This is a genomic window from Streptomyces sp. NBC_00503 (genome assembly GCF_036346895.1).
Taxonomy (GTDB): domain Bacteria; phylum Actinomycetota; class Actinomycetes; order Streptomycetales; family Streptomycetaceae; genus Streptomyces.
This window is the reverse complement of sequence record NZ_CP107855.1, coordinates 5520942-5544401: the sequence shown is the minus strand read 5'-3', so window position 1 is coordinate 5544401 and position 23460 is coordinate 5520942. Positions and strand designations below refer to the sequence as shown.

The window sequence follows — 23460 nt, the reverse complement described above, 5'->3', positions numbered from 1 at the left end:
CCGAGGACGTGACCCATGCCCCAGCCCCCCACGACCACCCCCGCCGCGCAGCACCCCTGGCTGATCCAGGGCGGCATGGGCGTCGGCGTCTCCGGCTGGCGGCTGGCCAAGGCCGTGTCCGGCGAAGGTCAGCTGGGCGTGGTCTCGGGAACGGCCCTGGACGTCGTACTGGCCCGCGTGCTCCAGACCGGCGACCCCGGCGGCCACGCCCGCCGGGCCCTGGCCGCCTTCCCGCTCCCGGAGCTCGCCCAGAGCGCGCTCGACCTCTACTTCCGCGAGGAGGGCCTCGCGGAGGGCGTCGCGATGCGCACCACCCCGCGGCTGCGGGCGACGGGCGGGGCGCAGGCCGAAATCCTCACCGTCCTCGGCAACTTCGCCGAGGTCTGGCTCGCCAAGGAGGGACATGACGGTGTCATCGGAATCAACTACCTGGAGAAGATCCAGCTCGCCACGGCCCCCGCGATGTTCGGCGCGATCCTGGCAGGCGTCGACTACGTGCTCGTGGGCGCGGGAGTCCCCGGTCAGATCCCTGCCCTCGCCTCGCGGCTGGCGCGGTACGAACGCTGTGTGAGCAAGATCCACGTGGAAGGCGACGAGGAGCCCCTGGAGCACCTCTTCGACCCGTGCGCCCTGCTCGCCGGGCACCTGCCCGGCCCGCTGCGCCGCCCCCACGTGCTGGCCATCGTCTCGCTCCCGGTCCTGGCCACCTACCTGGCCCGGGACGAGATCACCCGCCCCGACGGCTTCGTGATCGAGACCAGCCAGGCGGGCGGGCACAGCGCCCCGCCGCGCGGGCCGATGAAGCTCGACGAGACCGGCGAGCCCGTCTACGGCCCGCGCGACAACCCGGATCTCGCCAAGATGACGGCCCTGGGGCTGCCGTTCTGGCTCGCCGGCGGCCAGGCCAGTCCCGGGGCGGTGGCCGCAGCCCTCGCCGCGGGGGCCACCGGAGTCCAGGTCGGCAGCGCCTTCGCGCTGTGCGAGGAGTCCGGGATGGTCCGCCACCTGCGCGAGGAGCTGCTGGGCCGGGCCCACACGGGCACCCTGTCGGTGCGCAACGACCCCGAGGCCTCGCCGACCTCGTTCCCCTTCAAGGTGGCGGACCTGCCGGGGACCGTCTCCGAGCCGGAGGTGGCCGCGGCCCGGCGCCGGGTCTGCGACCTCGGGTTCCTGCGCACGCCGGTACGGAGTCCTCGCGGCCTGGTCTACCGCTGTGCGGCCGAGCCGGTCGCCGCGTACGTCCGCAAGGGCGGCGAGGAGTCCGACACCAAGGGCCGCCACTGCCTGTGCAACGGTCTGCTGGCCACCATCGGGCTGGCGCAGCGCCGGCCGCACGGCCGGGTGGAGCCCCCGCTGGTGACCATCGGCAAGGACCTGTCGTTCCTGCCGGAGCTCGCCCCGGACGCCGAGCCGTACACGGCGGCGGACGTGGTGCGCTGGCTGTCGGACGGCGCGACCGCCGCGACGGCCGCCTCGACCGCGCCCGCTCCCGCCGCCTGCTGAGCCGCGCCACACCCGTACGCGGGAGGGCCCGGTACCCCTCGGGGTGCCGGGCCCTCCCGCTGTTCGGCGCAGGTCAGCCGATGGTGCGGAAGATGGAGCGGAAGAAGTCCGGGGCCGACTGGGACCGCCCCTGGGTGGCGCGGGGGCCGTGGCTGCGGTCGTCGTCGTCGCGACCGTCACCGCGACCGTCACCGCGACCGTCGTGGCGGCCCTCGTCGTCACGGTCGTCACCGCGGCCGTCGTGGCGCCCGTCGTGGCGGCCCTCGTGGCGGTCGTCGTTGTCCGTCGGCTTGAAGAGGGCGGAGCGCACCTCCGTGTCCCGCAGCACCTCGCCCGGCTCCAGCTCCGCCTCCGCCGTGCCGCCGCAGTTGCGGTCCTGGAAGAGCACCGCGAGGGACTCGGTGTCGTTCTCCACCCGGGTGGCCGGCCGGTTCCAGGTGGTGTTCGTCAGCCGGTAGCAGGTGTCGTTGTCCGCCGGGTGGATCCGCCCGTCACGCCGGTCGCCGTCGTCGTCCACGAAGCGGTAGTGCAGCGTGCCGAGGTGTTCGCGGTCGTCGTGGTCGTTCGCGTACGACAGCCCGGCGGTCGGCAGGACGAGCGCGAGAGCTCCGACGAGTGCGGTGGCGGTGGTGCGAAGGCGCATGGGAAGTCCGTTCCTCGGGTTCCTCGGGTGCCCGGTCCGGTGGGCATCCGGGGGCAGCGTAGGAGCGGACCACCCCGCTGAAACGATTTGGCACGGAGGCGCGTTCGAAGGTTCACCCTCCCGGTCCCCCGCCCCCTCCCGAACGCCCGGACGCCCCGGATCCGCGCGGGATCCGGGGCGTACGGGGCTGCGTGCGCGGCCAAGACCGCTCAGACGGCGGCGCGTTCGGCCGCCGGGACCTCGCCGCTCCGGGGGCCCTTCAGGCCGGCCGGACCGGACGGACCCTGCTGGCCCTGCGGGGCCGCGGCGGGCCGGCGGACCAGCGCCACCAGGATCACCGCGCCCGCCAGGCCCATCGCCCCGGAGACCCAGAAGGTGTCCCGCAGCCCGCTCGCGAAGGCCGACTCCACCCACTGCCCGGCCCCCGGAACCGCCTGCAGCAGCCGGGCCGCGCCGCCCGAGGCCAGCGCCTCGGCCGTGCCGTGCGGCTGACCGGAGCCGGCCAGCCCGTCCTCCAGCCCGGACTGGAAGACCGCGCCGAGCACCGCGATGCCCAGCGCCATGCCCAGCTGGCGCGCGGTGTTCAGGGCGCCGCCCGCCATCCCGGCGCGGGCCGGAGGGACGGCCCCCATCGCGGCGGCCGCCAGGGCCGGGGAGATCATGCCGACGCCCACTCCGGTGACGGCCAGACCGGCCACCAGCGCCGTCCAGCCGTCCCCGGCATCGAGCATCCAGCCCTGGAGCAGGGCCCCCGCGCCGATCAGGAACAGCCCGCCGCCGATGGTCAGCCGGGCCGACGCCCCGTGCATCAGCTTGCCGGTCACGGCGGCGACCACGAAGGCGGCCAGGCTCATCGGCAGCATCGTCAGACCGGCGGCGACCGGGCCCATGCCCTCGGCGCTCTGCAGCCACAGGGAGACGTACATCAGGTACCCGAAGGCGGCGCCGGACATCAGGAGCGCCGCGGCCATGACGGCCACGAAGGTCGGGCTGCGGAACAGCGAGAGGTCCAGCATCGGGCGGGAGCTGCGCAGTTCGACGAGGACGAAGAGCGCGAAGGCGGCGGCGCTCAGCGCGAACAGGGCCAGGGTGGTCGCGGAGGTCCAGCCGTTCTCGCCGACCCGGATCAGGGCGTAGGTGACGGCGGCGGCGCCGGTGGTGAAGGTGACCATGCCGGGCAGGTCCAGGCCCTTGGCGTGCGGGTCGCGGGACTCGGTGACGGCCTTGAGGGTGACGTAGACGGCGAGGGCGCAGACCGGGAGGTTGATGAAGAAGATCCAGCGCCAGCCGAACTGCTCGGTGAGCAGTCCGCCGATGATGGGGCCGGCCGCGGCCGCGGCTCCGTTGACCGCGCCCCAGACGCCGAAGGCGACGCCCCGGTCGCGGCCCTGGTAGGCGGAGCTGAGCAGGGCCATGGTGGTGGCGAACATCGCGGCGCCGCCGATGCCCTGGACGGCGCGGAAGGCGATCAGCGCGGCCGGTCCGCTCGCCAGACCGCAGGCGAGCGAGGCGGCGGCGAAGAGCCCGAGCCCGCCGAGGTAGACGCGGCGGCGGCCGATCCGGTCGGCGAGCGATCCGGCTCCCAGGAGCAGGGCCGCCAGGGCGAGGGCGTAGACGTCCATCACCCACTGGAGGCCCGAGAACCCGGTCTTCATGTCGGCGGCCATGTCGGGCAGGGCGACGGTCACGATCGTGACGTCGACCAGGAGCATGAAGGCCCCGAGGCACACCGCCGTCAGGGGCAGCCATTTACGCATGGGAGTTCTCCTCGGAGCACGGAGGGGCAGGGGTCCAGGGGCGGATCCCCGGTGACGCCAAGGTCTCAGCGAACGACCCCGATCCTCCACCCGGAAGCCCACTCCCGGCGGATTTCCTTCACCAGAGGCTCTGCCATGATGGAAACCGTGAACGACACGGAGCTCGACGCGCTCGACCGGTCCCTGATCCAGGCCCTCACGATCGACGGCCGGGCCCCCTTCAGCCGGCTCGCCGAGGTGCTGGAGGTCTCCGACCAGACCGTCGTACGCCGCTACCGGCGCCTGCGGACCACCGGCCTGATCCGGGTCGTCGGACTGCCGCTGGGCAGCCGGGTCGGGCTCTTCGAGTCCTGGCTGCGGGTGCAGTGCGCGCCCGACGCGGCGCTCCCGGTGGCCGAGGCGCTGGCCCGCCGCCCGGACATCGCGTGGGTGAACCTCAACTCGGGCGGCACCGAGATCCACTGCATGACCAGGGCCCGCACCCGCAAGGACCGGGACACCCTGCTCCTGGAGAAGCTGCCGCGCACCCGCCGGGTGACCGGCATCAGCGCCCACACCATCCTGCGGAAGTTCTTCGGCGGGCCCGACTCCTGGGCCGGCATGGACCTCATGCGCCCCGACCAGATCGCCGCCATGCAGCGGCCCCCCGCCGAGCCGGGGCCGGACCGGTACGTGCTGGACGAGGCGGAGCTCAGGCTGCTCTCGGTGCTGGGCAGCGACGGCCGCGCCGGATATCCGGAACTGGCGCGCGCCAGCGGCCTGTCCGAGTCCACCGCCCGGCGCCGCCTGGAGCGGCTGCGCGATCTCGGGGCGGTCTTCTTCGACGTGGAGTTCGCCCCCGCGCTCCTGGGCTACGAGGCGGAGGCGACGCTGGTGCTGACCGTCCCGCCGGCCCGCCTGGCGCAGGTGGGTGCCGCCCTGGCGAGCCACCGCGAGGTGGCGTTCGCGGCGGCCGTGACCGGGGCGGCCTCCTTGATGGCGGTGGTGCTGTGCCGGGACACCGAGGAGCTCTACACCTATCTGACCGAGCGGATCGGCGCGGTGGAGGGGGTCGGCCAGGTGGAGGTGATCCCGACGCTGCGCAGCGTCAAGCGGGCCGGGATGCTGGTGGAGGACGGGCGGCTGGTGGATCCGCCGCCCGCCCCCTGAGGGCCCTGGGGCCCCGCTTCCCGGTACCGCTACCGCTACCGCAGGAGTACGCCGCCTCCCGCGTCCGTGTCGGTGCTCGCCACGGGGCCCGCGACCAGGCCCAGTTCGGCCGGGGTCGCCAGCAGCGGGTGCGCCGGCAGGATGCGTACGGTGTACCCGAAGGGCCCCGTACGGTCGAGGGCGAGCGGGCCCTCGTACAGCCAGCGGCCCTCCAGGTCCGGTCCGCCGGCGGGCTTGAGCGGGAAGGTCCGTCCGCCCTGGATCACGTCCTGGGCGTCGACCCGGCCCGCGACGGCCTGCACCTCCACGTCCTCGGGCGCGAGTGCGTCGAGCGAGACCTGCACGCGCAGGGTGAGGGTGGCCCCGAGTTCGGCGGTGCCGCCGACCGGGCCCGCCGCCAGGGCCTCCACGTGCTCGACGGTGAGCTGCGGCCAGGCCGCCCGGACCCGTCCCTTCCACCAGGCGAGGTCCCGGGCCGCGTCCGGGGTGAGGGCGCGGTGGGAGAGCGCGGCCGGCGCGTAGAGCCGTTCCACGTACTCGCGCACCATGCGTCCCGCCAGCACCTTGGGTCCCAGTGAGACGAGGGTGCGCCGGACCATCTCGATCCACCGCACCGGGAGTCCGCCGCGTCCGGCCCGGTCGTAGAAGCGGGGTGCGACCCGGCCCTCGATCAGGTCGTAGAGGGCGTTCGCCTCCAGGTCGTCGCGCCGGTCCTCGTCCGTGCCGAGGCCGTCGGCGGTCGGGATGGCCCAGCCGAAGTCCGGCTCGAACCATTCGTCCCACCAGCCGTCCAGGACGGACAGGTTGAGGCAGCCGTTGAGCGCGGCCTTCATTCCGCTGGTACCGCACGCCTCCAGGGGCCGCAGCGGGTTGTTGAGCCAGACGTCGCAGCCCGGGTAGAGCTTCTGCGCCATGGCCATGCCGTAGTCGGGCAGGAACACGATCCGGTGGCGCACGCGCGGGTCGTCGGAGAACCGCACCAGCTCCTGCACGAGCCGCTTCCCGCCGTCGTCGGCCGGGTGCGCCTTGCCCGCGACCACGATCTGCACGGGGCGGTCCGGGTCGAGCAGCAGCCTGCGCAGCCGCTCGGGGTCGCGCAGCATCAGCGTGAGCCGCTTGTAGGACGGGACCCGGCGGGCGAAGCCGATGGTCAGCACGTCCGGGTCGAGTACGGAGTCCACCCAGCCCAGCTCGGCGGCGGCGGCCCCGCGCTGGCGCCAGGAGGCGCGCAGGCGGTCCCGTACCTCTTGCACGAGCTGCTCCCTGAGCACCCGGCGCAGGTCCCAGACGTCCTGGTCGGGGATGTCGGCGACGGCGTCCCAGCGCTGGGAGCCGCCCACGGACAGCGCGTCCTCGGTCCGCCCGGCGCCGATCTGCTTCGCACCGAGCCGGACGACCTCGGGCGCCACCCAGGTCGGGGCGTGCACCCCGTTCGTCACGGAGGTGATGGGCACGTCGGCGGGGTCGAAGCCCGGCCAGAGCCCGGCGAACATCTCGCGGCTGACGGCTCCGTGCAGGGTGGAGACCCCGTTCGCCCGCTGGGCGAGGCGCAGCCCCATGACCGCCATGTTGAACACCCCGGGGTCGCCGCCGGGGTACGTCTCGGCGCCGAGCTCCAGGATCCGGTCGACGGGTACGCCGGCCAGCTCGCCGGCCTCGCCGAAGTGGCGGGCCACCAGGGTCCGGTCGAAGCGGTCGATGCCGGCGGGGACGGGGGTATGGGTGGTGAACACCGTCCCGGCGCGCACGGCTTCGACGGCGGCGTCGAAGCCGAGGCCCTGCTGCCCTTCCAGTTCCCTTATGCGCTCGAGTCCCAGGAACCCCGCGTGCCCCTCGTTGGTGTGGAACACCTCGGGGTCGGGATGCCCGGTGATCCGGCAGTAGGTCCGTACGGCCCTCACCCCGCCGATCCCGAGCAGCATCTCCTGCAGCAGCCGGTGGTCGCTGCCTCCCCCGTACAGCCGGTCGGTCACCTCGCGGGCCGCGGCGTCGTTGTCCTCGACGTCCGAGTCCAGGAGCAGCAGCGGCACCCGGCCGACGCGGGCCTGCCAGATGTGCGCGTGCAGGGCCCGCCCGCCGGGCAGGCTCAGCGAGACCCGGGCCGGAGCCCCGTCCTCCTCCCGCACGAGTGCGACGGGCAGTTCGTTGGGGTCGAGCACCGGATAGTGCTCCTGCTGCCAGCCGTCCCGGGAGAGGGACTGGCGGAAGTACCCGTGCCGGTACAGCAGTCCGACGCCGATGAGGGGGACTCCCAGATCGCTGGCGGCCTTGAGGTGGTCCCCGGCGAGGATCCCGAGCCCGCCCGAGTACTGGGGCAGGGCGGCGGTGATCCCGAACTCGGGAGAGAAGTAGGCGATGGCGGCGGGCAGCTCCTCGGCCGCCTCGTGGCCTTGGTACCACCTCCCGCCGTGGACGTAGTCATCGAGATCGGCGGCGGCGACGGCGAGCCGCCGCAGGAACCGCCGGTCCCCGGCGAGTTCGGCGATCCGCGCGGCGGACACGGCGCCGAGCAGCCGGACGGGATCCCCGCCGGCTGCCTGCCAGCCCTCGGGATCGACGGATTGGAAGAGCTCCCTGGTCTCCGCATGCCAGGACCAGCGCAGATTGCGCGCGAGATCGGCGAGCGGAGCGAGGGGCTCGGGGAGGACGGGGCGCACGGTGAATCGACGGATAGCCTTCACGCGTTCCACCTTCGCAGGGGATTACGGATCGAAGCGGCCGCACCACGCTGTGCACCGCGAGCGTCACCCTCGGAAGGCTAGCGCCGCGACCCCGGCCGGGCCATGGCGCCTCAGCGGGGCTCCTGTTCGAGCAGGTCGTCCAGGTACTCCCGCAGCACCTCGGGCAGCGCGGCCCGGTCCAGCGTGCGCAGTACGGCGAGCGCGGGCTCCGCCAGGTGGCAGGCCAGCTGGAACAGGGCGTGCAGCTCGGACTCCAACGCGTCCGGGTCCCGCTCCCGTACGGCGGCCACGGCCAGCGCCCCGCACAGGTACCGGCCGACCTCGGGCCGCCAGGAGTCCGGCCAGTCCGAGGCCTCGGCGGCGGCGAGCTCCCGCACCCGGGGGTCGGGCGAGCGGAGCCTGTGTGCGTAACCGCGGGGGCCGGGGGTGGCGTCCAGGAGGTCGAGGTGGGACAGGTCCCGCGCGCCGGGGCCGGACAGCGTCAGGCGGGCCGTCATGCCGTGGGACAGGTAGTCGACCTCCCTCCGGGCGAACTCGATGCGCTCCAGCACGACCAGCGCACCGCCCGGCGTACGCAGAGCGAGCCCGCGGTGCGGGGCTCCGCCGAGGGTGCGCACGATGACCCGCGTCGCGTCCGCGAACGGCTCGGGCGGCTCGCAGACCTGCAGCCGCGCCGCCCTCGCGACCAGCCGGGCCAGCGCGGGGGACTCGGAGCGCCGAAAGACGAGCCGGTCCAGTTCCTGGTCGTCCAAGGCCGGTTCCACGCAGGACAGGGCGTCGATCTGCGCGGCCAGGGCCTGCGCGTCCTCCTCCAGTAGGACTGCCGCGGCCAGCGCGGAGGCCAGCTCCCGCTCCGCCTCCGGCGCCCACACCACCGCCGCGACCGCCCGCGCGGCCGCCTCCCGGACCCGGGGGTCGGGCGACCGGAGTCGGGAGGAGAGCTCCTCGTGCCGGTCCTCGGCATGCATGTGCCGTACTCCTCTCCCCGCCACTCGGGAGTGACGGGCTGTCGCCATCTCGCGCGCCCTGCACGCGCGGCGCGGACATCCGTTAGTCCTGTCCGAGTTGATGGAGCATCGATGGATGTCGAGCCGGGCCTTGGGGATACGCGTGCGAGTACGTACGAGTAGTTAACCAAGGACGCGGAATGGTCCGGGCTGGAGTGGGAAGGGCTCCCGGGTACGCGCACGGCGCACCCTCCCCCGAACCTCTCCCGCCACCCGAGTGAACGCGGACAGGAGCGGCCATGCCCGCAGCCCAGCCGTCTTCCGAGCAGCTAGAAACAGAGCGAACAGAGCGTGCACTACCAGCTGCCATGCCGGCTGGCCTGTTGTCACCGAGCCCTGCGAACTGCCCCCAGGTGATCCCATCATGATCGGTCGCATTCCCGTGCTGGACGTCCGCCCTGCCGTCGACTGCGGCGTCAGACCCGCCAAGGCGGTCGTGGACGAGGTATTCGAGATTTCCGCCACCGTGTTCCGCGAGGGGCACGACGCCGTGGCGGCCCATGTCGTGCTGCGCGATCCGAGCGGGCGGCTGCGGCCTCCCGTGCCGCTGTCCGAGCTGGCTCCCGGCACCGACCGGTGGGGGGCCCGGGTGTCCGCCGAGGTCGAGGGGAGGTGGACGTACACCGTCGAGGCGTGGAGCGACCCGGTGGCCACCTGGCGGGCCCACGCGGCGATCAAGATCCCCGCCGGGATCGACGCGGGGCTGACGCTGCTCGAGGGCGCCGAGCTCTACGAGCGGGCCGCCGCGAAGATTCCCAAGCGGGACGGGCGCGAGACCGTGCTCGCCGCCGCCGACGCGATGCGCGACGAGGACCGGGAGGTCGCGGTGCGGTACGCGGCCGCCACCGATCCCCGGGTCGCGCAGACGCTCGCCAAGCGCCCGTACCGGGAGCTGGTCACCGCCTCCAAGCCGCTGCCGCTGCTGATCGAGCGCAAGCGGGCCCTCTTCGGCTCCTGGTACGAGATGTTCCCCCGGTCGGAGGGGGCGGTGCTGGAAGCGGGCGCCGAGCCCGTCAGCGGGACCTTCCGCACGGCCGCCGAGCGGCTTCCCGCCGTGGCCGCCATGGGCTTCGACGTGGTCTACCTGCCGCCCATCCACCCCATCGGCAGCACCTTCAGGAAGGGGCCCAACAACACCCTCTCCGCCGGGAGTTGGGATCCTGGCGTGCCCTGGGCCATCGGTTCCACCGAGGGCGGCCACGACGCCGTCCACCCGGACCTGGGCACCATCGAGGACTTCGACGCCTTCGTGGCGAAGGCGCGCGAGCTGCGCATCGAGGTGGCGCTGGACTTCGCCCTGCAGTGCTCCCCGGACCACCCGTGGGTGGAGAAGCACCCGGAGTGGTTCCGCCACCGCGCCGACGGGACGATCGCGTACGCGGAGAACCCGCCGAAGAAGTACCAGGACATCTTCCCGATCCACTTCGACGCCGACATGCCCGGCATCGTCGAGGAGACGGTACGGGTCCTGCGGCACTGGATGGAGCACGGCGTCCGCATCTTCCGGGTGGACAACCCGCACACCAAGCCGGTGGTCTTCTGGCAGAAGGTGATCGCGGACATCAACAAGTCCGACCCGGACGTCATCTTCCTGGCCGAGGCCTTCACCCGGCCCGCGATGATGCGGGCCCTCGCCGCCATCGGCTTCCAGCAGTCCTACACGTATTTCACCTGGCGCAACACCAAGGCCGAGCTCACCGAGTACCTGACCGAGCTCGCCGACACCCGCTCCGCCTCCGTCATGCGGCCGAATTTCTTCGTCAACACCCCCGACATCCTGCACGCCTACCTTCAGCAGGGCGGCCGCCCCGCCTTCGAGGTCCGCGCGGTCCTGGCCGCCACCCTCTCCCCGACCTGGGGGGTCTACGCCGGCTACGAGCTCTGCGAGAACTCCCCGGTCAAGGAGGGCAGCGAGGAGTACCTGAACTCGGAGAAGTACGAGCTGCGCCCGCGCGACTGGGCCGCCGCCGACCGCGAGGGCCGCACCATCGCCCCGCTGATCACCGCCCTGAACCGGATGCGCCGCCGCAACCCCGCGCTCCAGCAGCTGCGCGACATCCATTTCCACCCGACCGACAACGAACAGGTGATCGCCTATTCGAAGCACTCCGGAGCAAATTCCGTACTGGTGGTCGTCAACCTCGATCCGCACCACACCCAGGAGGCGACGGTCTCGTTGGACATGCCGGTACTCGGCCTCGACTGGCACGCGTCCCTCGCGGTGCGCGACGAGCTCACAGGCGAGACCTATCACTGGGGCAGAGCGAACTACGTACGTCTGGAGCCGGGCCGCACGCCCGCGCACGTACTGGCCGCCCTGCGACCGTCCCCGCCCACCGGAGGGTCACCCACCTCATGATGATCAACGATCCCGTCCACGACACCTTCGAGGACACCCCCGTCAAGGACCGCGACCCCGACTGGTTCAAGCGGGCGGTCTTCTACGAGGTCCTCGTCCGCTCCTTCCACGACAGCAACGGCGACGGCGTGGGTGACCTCAAGGGGCTCACCGCCAAGCTGGACTACCTCCAGTGGCTCGGCGTCGACTGCCTGTGGCTCCCGCCGTTCTTCGCCTCGCCCCTGCGCGACGGGGGCTACGACGTCTCCGACTACACCTCCGTGCTCCCCGAGTTCGGCGACCTCGCCGACTTCGTGGAGTTCGTGGACGCCGCCCACACCCGGGGCATGCGGGTGATCATCGACTTCGTGATGAACCACACGAGCGATCAGCACGAGTGGTTCCAGCAGTCCCGCAAGGACCCGGACGGGCCCTACGGCGACTACTACATGTGGGCCGACAACGACAAGCAGTACCAGGACGCCCGCATCATCTTCGTCGACACCGAGACCTCGAACTGGACGTACGACCCGGTCCGCAAGCAGTACTACTGGCACCGGTTCTTCTCCCACCAGCCGGACCTCAACTACGAGAACCCGGCCGTCGTGGAGGAGATCATCTCCTCGCTCCGGTTCTGGCTCGACCTCGGCATCGACGGGTTCCGCCTCGACGCCGTGCCCTACCTGTACGCGGAGGAGGGCACCAACTGCGAGAACCTGCCGCGCACCCACACCCTCCTCAAGCGGGTCCGCGCCGAGATCGACGCGCACTACCCGGACACCGTGCTGCTCGCCGAGGCCAACCAGTGGCCCGAGGACGTCGTCGACTACTTCGGCGACTTCGCCAAGGGCGGGGACGAATGCCACATGGCCTTCCACTTCCCCGTCATGCCGCGCATCTTCATGGCCGTGCGAAGAGAGTCCCGCTACCCGGTCTCGGAAATCCTGGCCAAGACCCCGGCCATCCCGCAGAGCTGCCAGTGGGGCATCTTCCTGCGCAACCACGACGAGCTCACCCTCGAAATGGTCACGGACGAAGAGCGCGACTACATGTACGCCGAGTACGCCAAGGACCCGCGCATGCGGGCCAACATCGGCATCCGGCGCCGGCTCGCCCCGCTGCTGGACAACGACCGCAACCAGATGGAGCTCTTCACCGCCCTGCTGCTGTCACTGCCCGGTTCGCCGGTGCTGTACTACGGCGACGAGATCGGCATGGGCGACAACATCTGGCTCGGCGACCGCGACGGGGTGCGCACCCCGATGCAGTGGACCCCGGACCGCAACGCCGGTTTCTCCTCGTGCGATCCGGGCAGGCTGAACCTGCCGGTCATCATGGACCCGGTCCACGGGTACCAGGTCACCAATGTCGAGGCGGCCATGGCGTCGCCCTCGTCCTTGCTGCACTGGACCCGCCGGCTGATCGAAGTCCGCAAGGCGAACCCCGCCTTCGGTCTCGGCTCGTACACCGAACTGCCTTCGTCGAACCCGGCGGTGCTCGCTTTCCTCCGCGAGTACGGAGACGACCTGGTGCTGTGCGTGCACAACTTCTCGCGCTTCGCGCAGCCCACCGAACTGGATCTGCGGTCGTTCCACGGACGGGTCCCGGTGGAACTCACCGGCGACGTCCGCTTCCCGCCGATCGGCGAGTGGCCGTACCTGCTGACCCTGGCGGGCCACGGCTTCTACTGGTTCCGCCTGCGCACGGAGTAGGCACCGGACCCGGGGCGGGCGCGGCGAATGGGTCAATCGCCCGCCCCTGTACGGACCATCCTGACCCGACACTCGCACACACCGGAGAAGCAACCACCGCGATCCGGGACACTCTGCGCATTCTTTGACGGCCCGGGGAAAGGACGCGACGCCATGTCGGAGGCTGCATCCGCCCGGGAATGGCTCACGGCCGACCGGGCCGCCGGGCTCGGCCCGCTGGAGCCGATGCTGAGGGCCTGGCTGCCCGCACAGCGCTGGTTCGCGGGCAAGGGCCGCACCATCGGAAGGCTGCGGAGCATCTCGGCCGCCGAACTGCTGCCGCCGGGCTCCTCGCCCGGACTCCTGCACCTGCTGCTGGACGTGGACGGGGACTGCTACCAGTTGCTGCTCGGCATCCGCCCGAGCCCGCTGCCGCCCGCGCTCGCACCCGCGCTGATCGGCCGCGCGGAGCAGGGGCCCTACGCCGGCCAGTCGGTCTACGAGGGCCTGGGCGATCCCCGGATCGCCTCGCTGCTGCTGGAGCGGCTGCGCTCCCCCGGCACCTTCGGCCCGCTCCGCTTCGACCGGGACCCGGCCGCCGTGATCCCCGAGGCCCCCACCCCCCGGCCACTGTCCGGGGAGCAGACCAACTCCTCCCTGATCTACGGGGATTCGTACATCCTCAAGGTGTTCAGACGGGTCGGCCCCGGGGTCAACCCCGATCTGGAGCTCCCCCGCGCCCTGGCCGCCGCCGGCTGCGCGAGGGTGCCCGCGCCGGTCGCCTGGTACGAGGCCCAGCTGCCCGGCTCCGAACCCCTGACCCTGGGCGTGCTCCAGCCGTACCTGCGCGGCTCCGACGACGGCTGGCAGCTCGCGCTGCACCGGCTGCGCGCCGGGGCCGACTTCACCGCCGAGGCGCACGCGCTGGGCCGGGCCACCGCCGAGGTGCACAGCGCGCTGGCCGGAGCCCTGCCGACCGTCGCGCTGGGCCCGGAGCAGACGGCCCGCCTCGCCGCCGGGATGACCGCGCGGCTGGCCGCCACCGCCCGCGAGGTGCCCGCGCTGCGACCCTACGAAGCGGGGCTGCGCGGGGCCTTCGACGCACTGGCCGCCTCCCGCGGGGCCGGGGTGCCCGCCCAGCGGATCCACGGGGACCTGCACCTGGGGCAGACCCTGCGCACCGCCGACGGCAGCTGGGCGCTGATCGACTTCGAGGGCGAACCGGCCCGGCCGCTGGCCGACCGGCGCCGCCCGGAGCCGGCGGTGCGGGACATCGCCGGGATACTGCGCTCCTTCGACTACGCCGCCCGCTCGCACCGGCCGTTCGCCCCCGCCTGGGCGGACGCCTGCCGGGCCGCCTTCTGCGAGGGCTACGCCCGCACCACCGGACGCGACCCGCGCGAGGACCCCGTACTCCTGCGCGCGTACGAGACCGACAAGGCGGTGTACGAGGCCCGCTACGAGTCCCGGCACCGGCCCGACTGGCTGCACGTGCCGATGGCGGCGATCCGCCGGCTGTCCGAGCCGCAGCGTCCCCCCTCCCACCGCACGCATCCCCCCGCCCCCGGCGGAGCCACCCCCCACCCGAAGCCCCCGAGGAGGCCGCTCGCGTGAGCGCCGCACGACAGCCGTCACCGACCGTCCGCGACGAAACCGCTGTCGCCGTCACCACCCCCGCCACCCCCGCCGCGGCCCTTGAAGCGGGTGGTGCGAAGAAGGCCCGGCCCCCTCGGGCCCGCCGGGCCGCCCCGCCGCACGGGGTCCGGCCGGCACCCGCGCTGGGAGCGGAGGAACGGGCCCGGCTCCTGGAGGGCCGCCACCACGACCCCCACGGGGTGCTGGGCGCCCGCGTGCAGCGCAGCGGGGTGTCCTTCCGGGTGCTGCGCCCGTACGCGAAGGCCGTGACCATCCTCGCGAAGGGGCTGCGGGCCGAGCTCTTCGACGACGGGGACGGGCTGTTCTCCGGTCTGCTGCCGCTGAACGGGGTACCGGACTACCGGCTGCTGGTGGCGTACGACAGCGACGAGGTGGAGGTCCACGACCCCTACCGCTTCCTGCCCGCGCTCGGCGAGCTCGACCTGCACCTGATCGGCGAGGGCCGCCACGAGGAGCTGTGGACGGCGCTCGGCGCGGAGCCGATGGAGCACCAGGGCACGGCGGGCACCCGGTTCACGGTGTGGGCGCCCAACGCCCAGGGGGTGCGGGTCACCGGGGACTTCTCGCACTGGGACTCCGTCGCCTATCCGATGCGCTCGCTCGGCGCGACCGGCGTGTGGGAGCTGTTCCTGCCCGGGGTCGGCGAGGGCGCGCTGTACAAGTACGACATCACCCGCCCGGACGGCTCGCACACCCTGCGGGCCGACCCGATGGCCCAGCACGCGGAGGTCCCGCCGGCCAACGCCTCCGTGGTCACCGCCTCCCGCTACGTGTGGCAGGACGCCGAGTGGATGGCCGCGCGCGGCGACCGGCCGCCGCACCAGGCCCCGTTCTCCGTGTACGAGCTGCACCTGGCGTCCTGGCGGCCGGGGCTCTCGTACCGGCAGCTGGCCGAGCAGCTGCCCGCGTACGTCACGGAGCTCGGCTTCACGCACGTGGAGCTGATGCCGGTCGCCGAGCACCCCTTCGGCGGCTCGTGGGGCTACCAGGTCACCGGCTTCTACGCGCCGACCTCCCGGATGGGCACCCCCGACGACTTCCGCTTCCTGGTGGACGCGCTGCACCGGGCCGGGATCGGGGTGATCGTCGACTGGGTGCCGGCGCACTTCCCGCGCGACGACTGGGCCCTCGCCGAGTTCGACGGGCGGCCGCTGTACGAGCACCACGACCCGCAGCGGGCCGCGCACCCGGACTGGGGGACGCTGGAGTTCGACTACGGCCGCCGCGAGGTGCGCAACTTCCTCGTCGCCAACGCCGTGTACTGGTGCCAGGAGTTCCACGTGGACGGGCTGCGCGTGGACGCGGTGGCCTCGATGCTCTACCTCGACTACTCGCGCTCCGAAGGCGAGTGGACCCCCAACGAGCACGGCGGCCGGGAGAACCTGGACGCGGTGGCCCTGCTCCAGGAGATGAACGCGACCGTCTACCGGCGCTGCCCCGGCGTGGTGACGATCGCCGAGGAGTCCACCGCGTGGCCGGGCGTCACCCGGCCCACCGACGGCGGCGGGCTCGGCTTCGGCCTGAAATGGAACATGGGCTGGATGCACGACACCCTGCGCTACGCGTCGAAGGAGTCGGTGCACCGCAAGTACCACCACCACGACATGACCTTCGGGATGGTCTACGCGTTCAGCGAGAACTACGTCCTGCCGATCTCGCACGACGAGGTGGTGCACGGCAAGCGCTCGCTGGTCTCGAAGATGCCCGGCGACTGGTGGCAGCAGCGGGCCGCGCACCGGGCGTACCTGGGCTTCATGTGGGCCCACCCGGGCAAGCAACTGCTCTTCATGGGGCAGGAGTTCGCACAGGGCTCGGAGTGGTCCGAGACGTACGGGCCGGACTGGTGGCTGCTGGACTCCTCCTACGCGGCGGCCGGCGACCACCGGGGCGTACGCAGCCTCGTGGGCGAGCTGAACCGCACCTACCGGGCGGCGCCCGCCCTGTGGGAGCGGGACAGCGTGCCGGAGGGCTTCGCCTGGGTGGAGGCGGACGCGGCGGAGGACAACGTCTTCGCGTTCCTGCGGTTCGCGCAGGACGGCTCGCCGCTGCTGTGCGTCTCGAACTTCTCCCCGGTGGTCCGCCACGCCTACCGGATCGGCGTCCCGGAGGAGGTGCCGCTGTGGCGGGAGGTGCTCAACACCGACCTCGAGCCCTACGGAGGCAGCGGCGTCCACCACACGCAGCCGCTGCGGCCGGAGCCGGTGCCTTCCCAGGGGCGGGCGGCGAGCCTGCGCCTGACCCTCCCGCCGCTGGCCACGGTCTGGCTCAGGCCGATGCCGAAGCGGTAGCCGGGGCCGGCGCGACTGCCGCCGCCCGCGCCATGTGCTCCTCCAGCTCCTGGAGGAGCTTGCGCTTGGCGCGGGCCCCGACCATCTGCTGGACGGGCTCGCCGTCGCGGAAGACGAGCAGGGTCGGCATGGACAGCACCCCGTACCGCACGAGGGTGGCGGGGTTGCTGTCCGCGTCGATCTGGACGACCTTGAGCCGCGCGGCCTCCTCGGCGGCGATCGCCAACAGGACGGGCGCGAGCTGGCGGCACGGGCCGCACCAGTCCGCGGTGAACTCCACGAGGACGGGCCGGCCGCGCTCGCCGAGCACCTCCGCCTCGAAGTCGGCGTCGGTCACTTCTGCCACACCGTGTGCCCTCATCGTTCTTTCCCCTCTTCCTGTCTTCCCGAGTCTTCTGAAGTCTGCTTGTCCTGCGGCCTCAGCCGGTCAGTTCGCATCTGGGCCGCGCCGCCGCTTCGGCCAGCTGGCCCGCCACCTGGTCGCGCACCTGAGTGAGCCGGCCGAGCAGGGCGTCCAGCTCGTCGAGTTTGCGGCGGTAGACGACGAGCGAGGCCGGGCAGGAGTCCCCGGCCGGGTGCCCGGCCCGCAGGCATTCCACGAACGGGCGGGTCTCCTCCAGCTCGAAGCCGAAGTCCTGGAGCGTGCGGATCTCGCGGAGCAGCCGCAGGTCGTCCTCGTCGTAGGTGCGGTAGCCGTTGCCGTCACGCCGCGCGGGCAGCAGCCCCCGTGACTCGTAGTACCGGAGCGTCCGGGTGCTGAGGCCCGCCCGCTCGGCCAGTTCGCCGATTCGCATGGCCCGACCGTAATCCTTGACGTCGACGTCAAGGCAAGGAGCGCATTCCGGGAGGCCCTCGCCACCCCCGTGAGCGAGGGCCTCCGCCCGGGAGTACGTACCGGCCGGATGGCCGGTTCATGGCGTTCTCGAGCTTGTGACGGAGGTCATGCGCGGGGCTATCGCTCCGGGCGGCCGAAAACGTACGCTAGGAAGTGGATCACCGAACGAACCGATTACCGGACAGTCGCAGGGAAAACCGACCAAAGCCCTTTACTCCATAGGACGTTCCTACGAGTTATGGGCTTGTTTGTTTGGTCTGTAGTCGCCGCGCCTCGGCCACTCCTACGGTGTGCCATGTGCACTCCAGCCCACCTTTCAATGCCCCCGCCGCGCGTCGTCTCCGCGCGGCCCTGGGCATGGCGCCCGGTCATGTCGCTTATGGCCTGCGCGCGCAGTACGGACTGATCGTCACGCCCGAGACCGTCATGGGGTGGGAGCGTGGCGAGATATCGCCCACCTCCGCCGAAGTCACGGCCCTCGCCGGTGTGCTCTGGTGCGCCCCCGGCGAACTGCTCGCCGAGCCGGTCACCCTGCGGGAGCACCGGATCTCCAGGAATCTGGCCGCGGACGATCTGGCCCGGCGCATCGGCCTGGACACGAACTCCTACCAGAAGATGGAGGACACCGGCCGCTGGAAGGGCAACGAGCGGCAGTCCGCCGCCCTGGCGACGGTGCTCGGACTGAGCCTGGCCCAGTTCGTGACGGCGACCGGCAAGGACGAGGAACTCGCCGACATGCTGCGCAGTGCGGCCACCACCCGCTGGCAGGCGTATGTGAAACCGCTGTCCAAGCTGCTGCCCGTGCCCAGGGCCCACCTGGAGCGGGTACTGGAGCAGCTGCACATCGACTACCAGTCGAAGATGGTGGCCACCCTCAGCTGGGGCGGCGGGGAGGGCGAGGCCGGCAGCGGTGACGCGGGGCGCCAGTTCCTCGCCGACATCGTGGACCGCTTCTGGCACTCCGCCGGTGGTGCGTCTTAGGACACACCGCGCCGATGAGTTCACTACGGCAAACGGCCCCGGCGCGTCCAGACGAGGACTGCGCCGGGGCCGTTCGGCCGCCGAAGTCAGGGCGGAGGTCCTCCCGGAGGGGGCCTTGGGACCCGCCCGCGGGACCGGTTTCCCGTGATGGCCGGGACTACCGGGACTAGAAGACCGACTCGGCCTCGTACATGCGGTCCTCGGGAACGGTCTTCAGCTCGGTGACGGCGTCGGCCAGCGGGGCCATGACGATGTCGGTGCCGCGCAGGGCGGTCATGTTGCCGAAGTCTCCGCGGTGGACGGCCTCGACGGCGTGCCAGCCGAAGCGGGTCGCGAGCACGCGGTCGTAGGCGGTCGGGGTGCCGCCGCGCTGGACGTGGCCGAGGATGACGGGGCGGGCTTCCTTGCCCAGGCGCCGCTCCAGCTCGACGGCGAGGCGGTTGCCGATGCCGGCGAAGCGCTCGTGGCCGTACTGGTCGATCGCGCCCTTCTCGTACGGCATGGACCCCTCACCCGGATGCGCGCCTTCGGCCACGCAGATGACGGCGAACTTCTTACCGCGGGCGAAACGTTCCTCCACCATCTTGACCAGGGCGTCCACCTCGAAGGGGCGCTCCGGCAGGCAGATCCCGTGGGCGCCGCCGGCCATGCCGGACTCCAGGGCGATCCAGCCCGCGTGGCGGCCCATGACCTCGACGACCATGACCCGCTGGTGCGACTCGGCGGTGGTCTTGAGGCGGTCGATGGCCTCGGTGGCGACCATGACGGCGGTGTCGAAGCCGAAGGTGCGGTCGGTGGAGGAGATGTCGTTGTCGATGGTCTTCGGCACGCCGACGACGGGCATGCCCGCGTCGGACAGCATCCGGGCAGCCGTCAGGGTGCCCTCGCCGCCGATCGGGATCAGGGCGTCGATGCCGTAGGCCTTCGCCAATTCGGTGGCGTTCTCGGCCGCTTCGTGGAGGCGCGCGCGCTCCATCCGGGCTGAACCGAGAATGGTGCCGCCCCGGGCGAGGATGCCACTGACGGCGTTGATGTCGAGGGGGCGGTAGTTGCCGTCGAGGAGGCCCTTGAAGCCGTCCTCGAAGCCGATGACCTCGTCCCCGTGCCCGACCACGGCACGGTGTACGACCGACCGGATGACAGCATTCAGGCCCGGACAGTCGCCGCCTGCGGTGAGAACTCCGATACGCATCGTGCTGTGTCTCCTGCTCCTGGTCGTACCTGACCGTTCGCGTGCGGGCGGACGGCCGGTCGTACATATGAAGGACTGTATGGAAGGCCATGTGAAGGGCGTATTGATGAAGCGTGTCCGATTGTTCCACGGGCAGGGGGTGGAGCGCGCTCTGTGGTGCTCCTCGCGCGGGGTGCCGGGAAGGCCTTTGGACCTGCCCGGACAGGCCCTTTTCCCGGCGGGCGTCCCATCGATCCGCGGGGGTATCGTCAAGAGGTCAAGCCCACACCAACCGGGACATCCGACTCGTAGATCCGCCCCGCAGCGGCGAGGATCATGGTGAGGCTGTACCGACATTCACACGATTGGGACGGAGAGCACGCGTGACGCGCAGCGTGTACGTGACCGGTATCGAGCGGGGGGACGGCCGACAAGTCGTCGAGCTGGGGATCATGGAGCTCCTGACCCGTCAGACGGGCCGGGTGGGCGTCTACCGCCCCTTGCTGCACGACGGGCCCGACCGGCTCTTCGACCTCCTCAAGGGCCGCTACCGGATCGAGCAGGACGCCTCGACCGCCTTCGGCATGGAGTACCAGGAGGCCTCCGCCATCCTGGCCGAGCACGGCACCGACGAGCTGGTCTCGCGGCTCGTCGACCGCTACCACGAGGTGGCCCGCGACTACGAGGTCATGCTCGTCCTCGGCACCGACTACGCCGACACCAACCTCCCCGACGAGCTGGCCCTCAACGCCCGCCTCGCCAACGAGCTCGGCGCGCTGGTCATCCCCGTCGTGGGCGGCACCAAGCACCCCGCCGAGGCCGTGCGCGCCGAGACCCGCAACGCCTACCGCGCGTACGAGAGCCTGGGCTGCCACGTCGGCGCGATGGTCGTCAACCGGGTGGCCCCCGAGGACCGCGAGGCCATAGCCGAACGCCTGGCCGCCCGGCTCCCCGTGCCCTGCTACGTCCTGCCGGAGGACAAGCACCTGTCCGCCCCGACGGTCGCCCAGATCACCCAGGCGCTCGGCGGCGAGGTGCTCCTCGGCGACGAGGCCGGTCTGGCCCGCGACGCCCTGGACTTCGTCTTCGGCGGCGCCATGCTGCCGAACTTCCTCAACGCCCTGACCCCCGGCTGCCTGGTCGTCACCCCCGGGGACCGTTCCGACCTGGTCATCGGCGCGCTGGCCGCGCACACTTCCGGCACCCCGCCGATCGCGGGCGTGCTGCTCACGCTGAACGAGCGTCCCGGCCAGGACATCCTGACGCTGGCCTCGAAGCTGGCGCCCGGCACCCCGGTGATCTCGGTGGCCGGCAACAGCTTCCCGACGGCCGCCGAACTCTTCTCCCTGCAGAGCCGGTTGAACTCCGCGACCCCGCGCAAGCTGGAGACGGCGCTCGGCCTGTTCGAGCGTCACGTGGACACCGCCGAGCTGCGCGAGGTGCTCTCCGTGGCCCGTTCCGAGCGGGTCACGCCGATGATGTTCGAGCACACCCTGCTGGAGCAGGCCCGCGCCGAACGCCGCCGGGTGGTGCTCCCCGAGGGCACCGAGGAGCGCGTACTGCGCGCCGCGGACGTGGTGCTGCGCCGCGGGGTCTGCGACCTCACCCTGCTGGGCGAGGAGCAGACGATCCTGAAGAAGGCCGCGGACCTGGGGATCGACATCTCCTCCGCGCAGCTCATCGACCCGGCGACCTCCCCGCTGCGGGAACGATTCGCCGAGTACTACGCCAAGGCCCGTGCCCACAAGGGCATGACGGTCGAGCTGGCCGCCGACGTGGTCACCGACGTCAACTACTTCGGCACCCTGATGGTCCAGGAGGGCCTCGCCGACGGCATGGTCTCCGGCTCGGTGCACTCCACCGCCGCCACCATCCGTCCGGCCTTCGAGATCATCAAGACCAAGCCCGACGCGTCCATCGTCTCCTCGGTCTTCTTCATGTGCCTGGCCGACAAGGTCCTCGCCTACGGGGACTGCGCCGTCAACCCGGACCCCAACGCCGAGCAGCTCGCCGACATCGCCGTCCAGTCGGCGACCACCGCGGCCGCCTTCGGCCTGGAGCCGCGGATCGCGATGCTCTCGTACTCGACCGGCACCTCCGGTTCGGGCGCCGACGTGGACAAGGTCCGCAAGGCCACCGAGATCGTCCGCGCCCAGCGTCCCGACCTGCTGATCGAGGGACCGATCCAGTACGACGCCGCCGTGGAGCCCTCGGTCGCGCTGACCAAGCTGCCCGGGTCCGAGGTGGCCGGCCGCGCGACGGTGCTGATCTTCCCGGACCTCAACACCGGCAACAACACGTACAAGGCCGTGCAGCGCTCTGCCGGCGCCGTGGCGGTCGGCCCGGTCCTGCAAGGTCTGCGCAAGCCGGTCAACGACCTCTCGCGCGGCGCCCTCGTCCAGGACATCGTCACCACCGTCGCCATCACCGCGATCCAGGCGCAGTCCAGGCCCGTGGCCGGCTGACACTCCCCCACCGAGCCCTCCACCCAGAAGGAAAGACCCTCATCGTGACCGCATCGCGCGTACTCGTCCTCAACTCCGGCTCCTCGTCGGTGAAGTACCAGCTGCTCGACATGGCGGACGCCTCCCGCCTGGCGGTCGGCCTGGTGGAGCGCATCGGCGAGGCGACCTCCAGGCTCACGCACGAGCCGCTGACCGGACCGGGCGCTACCGGTGGCAAGCGCGTGCAGGAAGGCCCGATCCCGGACCACGCCTCCGCGCTGCGGGCGGTCGCGGCGGAGCTGGCCGCCGACGGGCTGGGCCTGGACTCCCCCGAACTGGCGGCCGTGGGCCACCGGGTGGTGCACGGCGGGACCAAATTCACGCACCCGACGCTGATCGACGACGCGGTGCTGGCCGAGATCCGCGCGCTGATCCCGCTCGCGCCGCTGCACAACCCGGCGAACGTGACGGGCATCGAGGTGGCGCGCGAGCTCCGCCCGGACCTGCCCCAGGTGGCGGTCTTCGACACGGCCTTCCACTCGACGATGCCGGAGCACGTGGCCCGGTACGCGATCGACGCGGCCACGGCGGACAAGTACTCCATCCGGCGGTACGGGTTCCACGGCACCTCCCACGCCTACGTGGCCCGCGCCACGGCCAAGCTCCTCGGCAAGGCCGAGGAGGACGTGAACGTGATCGTGCTGCACCTGGGCAACGGGGCTTCGGCCTCGGCCGTGCACGGCGGCGTCTGTGTGGAGACCTCGATGGGCCTGACCCCGCTGGAGGGGCTGGTCATGGGGACCCGTTCGGGCGATCTGGACCCGGCGGTCGTCTTCCACCTGGCCCGGGTGGGCGGCATGTCGATCGACGAGATCGACTCGCTGCTGAACAAGAAGAGCGGTCTGCTGGGTCTGTGCGGCGACAACGACATGCGCGAGGTGCAGCGGCGGGCGGAAGAGGGCGACGCCTCGGCGCGCCTGGCGCTGGCCTCGTACATCCACCGCCTGAAGAAGTACATCGGTGCCTACTCGGCGGTCCTGGGCCGGGTGGACGCGGTCGCCTTCACGGCGGGCGTGGGCGAGAACTCCTCGTCGATCCGGGAAATGGCCCTGGCGGGTCTGGCCGAGCTGGGTCTGGCGCTCGACCTCGAAGCCAACTCGGTACGGTCCCCCGAGCCGCGTCTGGTCTCCGCGGAGTACGCCCGGGTGGCCGTGGCCGTGGTCCCCACGGACGAGGAACTGGAGATCGCCAGCCAGACGTACGCGCTGGTTACCGGTTAGTCACTTTGGACTTTCCGCCAGACGGAATATTCCGCT

Annotated in this window: 16 protein-coding genes; 9 read left to right on the top strand and 7 right to left on the bottom strand. The window is 72.1% G+C overall.

All coding sequences use genetic code 11. The features are described from left to right. The first annotated feature begins 15 nt into the window (after window positions 1–15). Window positions 16–1503: a nitronate monooxygenase gene (locus OG490_RS25825; RefSeq protein ID WP_330298659.1), complete on the top strand. Its 1488-nt coding sequence runs from the start codon at window positions 16–18 to the stop codon at window positions 1501–1503. 73 nt (window positions 1504–1576) lie between these two features. Here OG490_RS25825 and OG490_RS25820 read toward each other — a convergent pair whose 3' ends face one another. Further along, window positions 1577–2146 (bottom strand): hypothetical protein, encoded by a 570-nt coding sequence (locus tag OG490_RS25820; protein ID WP_330298658.1) that lies wholly within the window; start codon window positions 2144–2146, stop codon window positions 1577–1579. Window positions 2147–2355: 209 nt separating this feature from the next. Next, on the bottom strand, window positions 2356–3903 hold the full coding sequence (locus OG490_RS25815; RefSeq protein ID WP_330298657.1) for an MFS transporter: 1548 nt from the start codon (window positions 3901–3903) through the stop codon (window positions 2356–2358). Window positions 3904–4041: 138 nt separating this feature from the next. Between OG490_RS25815 and OG490_RS25810 the strand changes: the two genes are divergently transcribed. Beyond that, window positions 4042–5052: an Lrp/AsnC family transcriptional regulator gene (locus OG490_RS25810; protein WP_330301067.1), complete on the top strand. Its 1011-nt coding sequence runs from the start codon at window positions 4042–4044 to the stop codon at window positions 5050–5052. A gap of 35 nt (window positions 5053–5087) precedes the next feature. Here OG490_RS25810 and glgP read toward each other — a convergent pair whose 3' ends face one another. Further along, window positions 5088–7733 (bottom strand): alpha-glucan family phosphorylase, encoded by a 2646-nt coding sequence (gene glgP, locus OG490_RS25805; protein WP_330298656.1) that lies wholly within the window; start codon window positions 7731–7733, stop codon window positions 5088–5090. Window positions 7734–7843: 110 nt separating this feature from the next. Beyond that, entirely contained in the window at window positions 7844–8701 is an 858-nt protein-coding gene (locus tag OG490_RS25800; RefSeq protein WP_330298655.1) for a hypothetical protein, read from the bottom strand. A 403-nt stretch (window positions 8702–9104) separates the two neighbouring features. On the opposite strand from OG490_RS25800, the gene OG490_RS25795 reads away from it, so the two are divergent. The 4 genes from OG490_RS25795 to glgB all read left to right on the top strand — a co-directional run bounded on the left by OG490_RS25795 (window position 9105) and on the right by glgB (window position 16713). Then, window positions 9105–11099 (top strand): alpha-1,4-glucan--maltose-1-phosphate maltosyltransferase, encoded by a 1995-nt coding sequence (locus OG490_RS25795; RefSeq protein ID WP_330298654.1) that lies wholly within the window; start codon window positions 9105–9107, stop codon window positions 11097–11099. Continuing rightward, window positions 11096–12790: a maltose alpha-D-glucosyltransferase gene (gene treS / locus OG490_RS25790; protein WP_330298653.1), complete on the top strand. Its 1695-nt coding sequence runs from the start codon at window positions 11096–11098 to the stop codon at window positions 12788–12790. The genes OG490_RS25795 and treS overlap by 4 nt, the downstream gene beginning before the upstream one ends. 153 nt (window positions 12791–12943) lie before the next feature. Continuing rightward, on the top strand, window positions 12944–14383 hold the full coding sequence (locus tag OG490_RS25785) for a maltokinase N-terminal cap-like domain-containing protein (protein ID WP_330298652.1): 1440 nt from the start codon (window positions 12944–12946) through the stop codon (window positions 14381–14383). Then, window positions 14380–16713, top strand: coding sequence for a 1,4-alpha-glucan branching enzyme (gene glgB / locus OG490_RS25780; RefSeq protein ID WP_330298651.1), 2334 nt, complete (start codon window positions 14380–14382; stop codon window positions 16711–16713). The genes OG490_RS25785 and glgB overlap by 4 nt, the downstream gene beginning before the upstream one ends. Here glgB and OG490_RS25775 read toward each other — a convergent pair. Then, window positions 16691–17074, bottom strand: coding sequence for a thioredoxin family protein (locus tag OG490_RS25775; RefSeq protein WP_330298650.1), 384 nt, complete (start codon window positions 17072–17074; stop codon window positions 16691–16693). The genes glgB and OG490_RS25775 overlap by 23 nt on opposite strands. Window positions 17075–17132: 58 nt before the next feature. Continuing rightward, window positions 17133–17507: a MerR family transcriptional regulator gene (locus OG490_RS25770; RefSeq protein WP_330298649.1), complete on the bottom strand. Its 375-nt coding sequence runs from the start codon at window positions 17505–17507 to the stop codon at window positions 17133–17135. Between the two features lie 398 nt (window positions 17508–17905). Here OG490_RS25770 and OG490_RS25765 point away from each other — a divergent pair, with 398 nt between their 5' ends. Further along, window positions 17906–18529, top strand: a complete 624-nt coding sequence (locus tag OG490_RS25765; protein WP_443065978.1) for a helix-turn-helix domain-containing protein — start codon at window positions 17906–17908, stop codon at window positions 18527–18529. A 166-nt stretch (window positions 18530–18695) separates the two neighbouring features. On the opposite strand, the gene OG490_RS25760 is transcribed toward OG490_RS25765, so the two are convergent. Beyond that, window positions 18696–19721: an ATP-dependent 6-phosphofructokinase gene (locus OG490_RS25760; RefSeq protein ID WP_330298647.1), complete on the bottom strand. Its 1026-nt coding sequence runs from the start codon at window positions 19719–19721 to the stop codon at window positions 18696–18698. A gap of 362 nt (window positions 19722–20083) precedes the next feature. Here OG490_RS25760 and pta point away from each other — a divergent pair, with 362 nt between their 5' ends. Next, entirely contained in the window at window positions 20084–22165 is a 2082-nt protein-coding gene (gene pta / locus OG490_RS25755; RefSeq protein WP_330298646.1) for a phosphate acetyltransferase, read from the top strand. A gap of 44 nt (window positions 22166–22209) precedes the next feature. Beyond that, window positions 22210–23424, top strand: coding sequence for an acetate kinase (locus tag OG490_RS25750; RefSeq protein ID WP_330298645.1), 1215 nt, complete (start codon window positions 22210–22212; stop codon window positions 23422–23424). Window positions 23425–23460 lie beyond the last annotated feature (36 nt).

Bases quoted from the DNA above. Each gene is read 5' to 3' on its own strand.
- OG490_RS25825 (WP_330298659.1), top strand. From the start codon at position 16: ATGCCCCAGCCCCCCACGACCACCCCCGCCGCGCAGCACCCCTGGCTG.
- OG490_RS25820 (WP_330298658.1), bottom strand. From the start codon at position 2,146: ATGCGCCTTCGCACCACCGCCACCGCACTCGTCGGAGCTCTCGCGCTC.
- OG490_RS25815 (WP_330298657.1), bottom strand. From the start codon at position 3,903: ATGCGTAAATGGCTGCCCCTGACGGCGGTGTGCCTCGGGGCCTTCATG.
- OG490_RS25810 (WP_330301067.1), top strand. From the start codon at position 4,042: ATGGAAACCGTGAACGACACGGAGCTCGACGCGCTCGACCGGTCCCTG.
- OG490_RS25800 (WP_330298655.1), bottom strand. From the start codon at position 8,701: ATGCATGCCGAGGACCGGCACGAGGAGCTCTCCTCCCGACTCCGGTCG.
- OG490_RS25795 (WP_330298654.1), top strand. From the start codon at position 9,105: ATGATCGGTCGCATTCCCGTGCTGGACGTCCGCCCTGCCGTCGACTGC.
- treS (WP_330298653.1), top strand. From the start codon at position 11,096: ATGATGATCAACGATCCCGTCCACGACACCTTCGAGGACACCCCCGTC.
- OG490_RS25785 (WP_330298652.1), top strand. From the start codon at position 12,944: ATGTCGGAGGCTGCATCCGCCCGGGAATGGCTCACGGCCGACCGGGCC.
- OG490_RS25775 (WP_330298650.1), bottom strand. From the start codon at position 17,074: ATGAGGGCACACGGTGTGGCAGAAGTGACCGACGCCGACTTCGAGGCG.
- OG490_RS25770 (WP_330298649.1), bottom strand. From the start codon at position 17,507: ATGCGAATCGGCGAACTGGCCGAGCGGGCGGGCCTCAGCACCCGGACG.
- OG490_RS25765 (WP_443065978.1), top strand. From the start codon at position 17,906: ATGGCGCCCGGTCATGTCGCTTATGGCCTGCGCGCGCAGTACGGACTG.
- OG490_RS25760 (WP_330298647.1), bottom strand. From the start codon at position 19,721: ATGCGTATCGGAGTTCTCACCGCAGGCGGCGACTGTCCGGGCCTGAAT.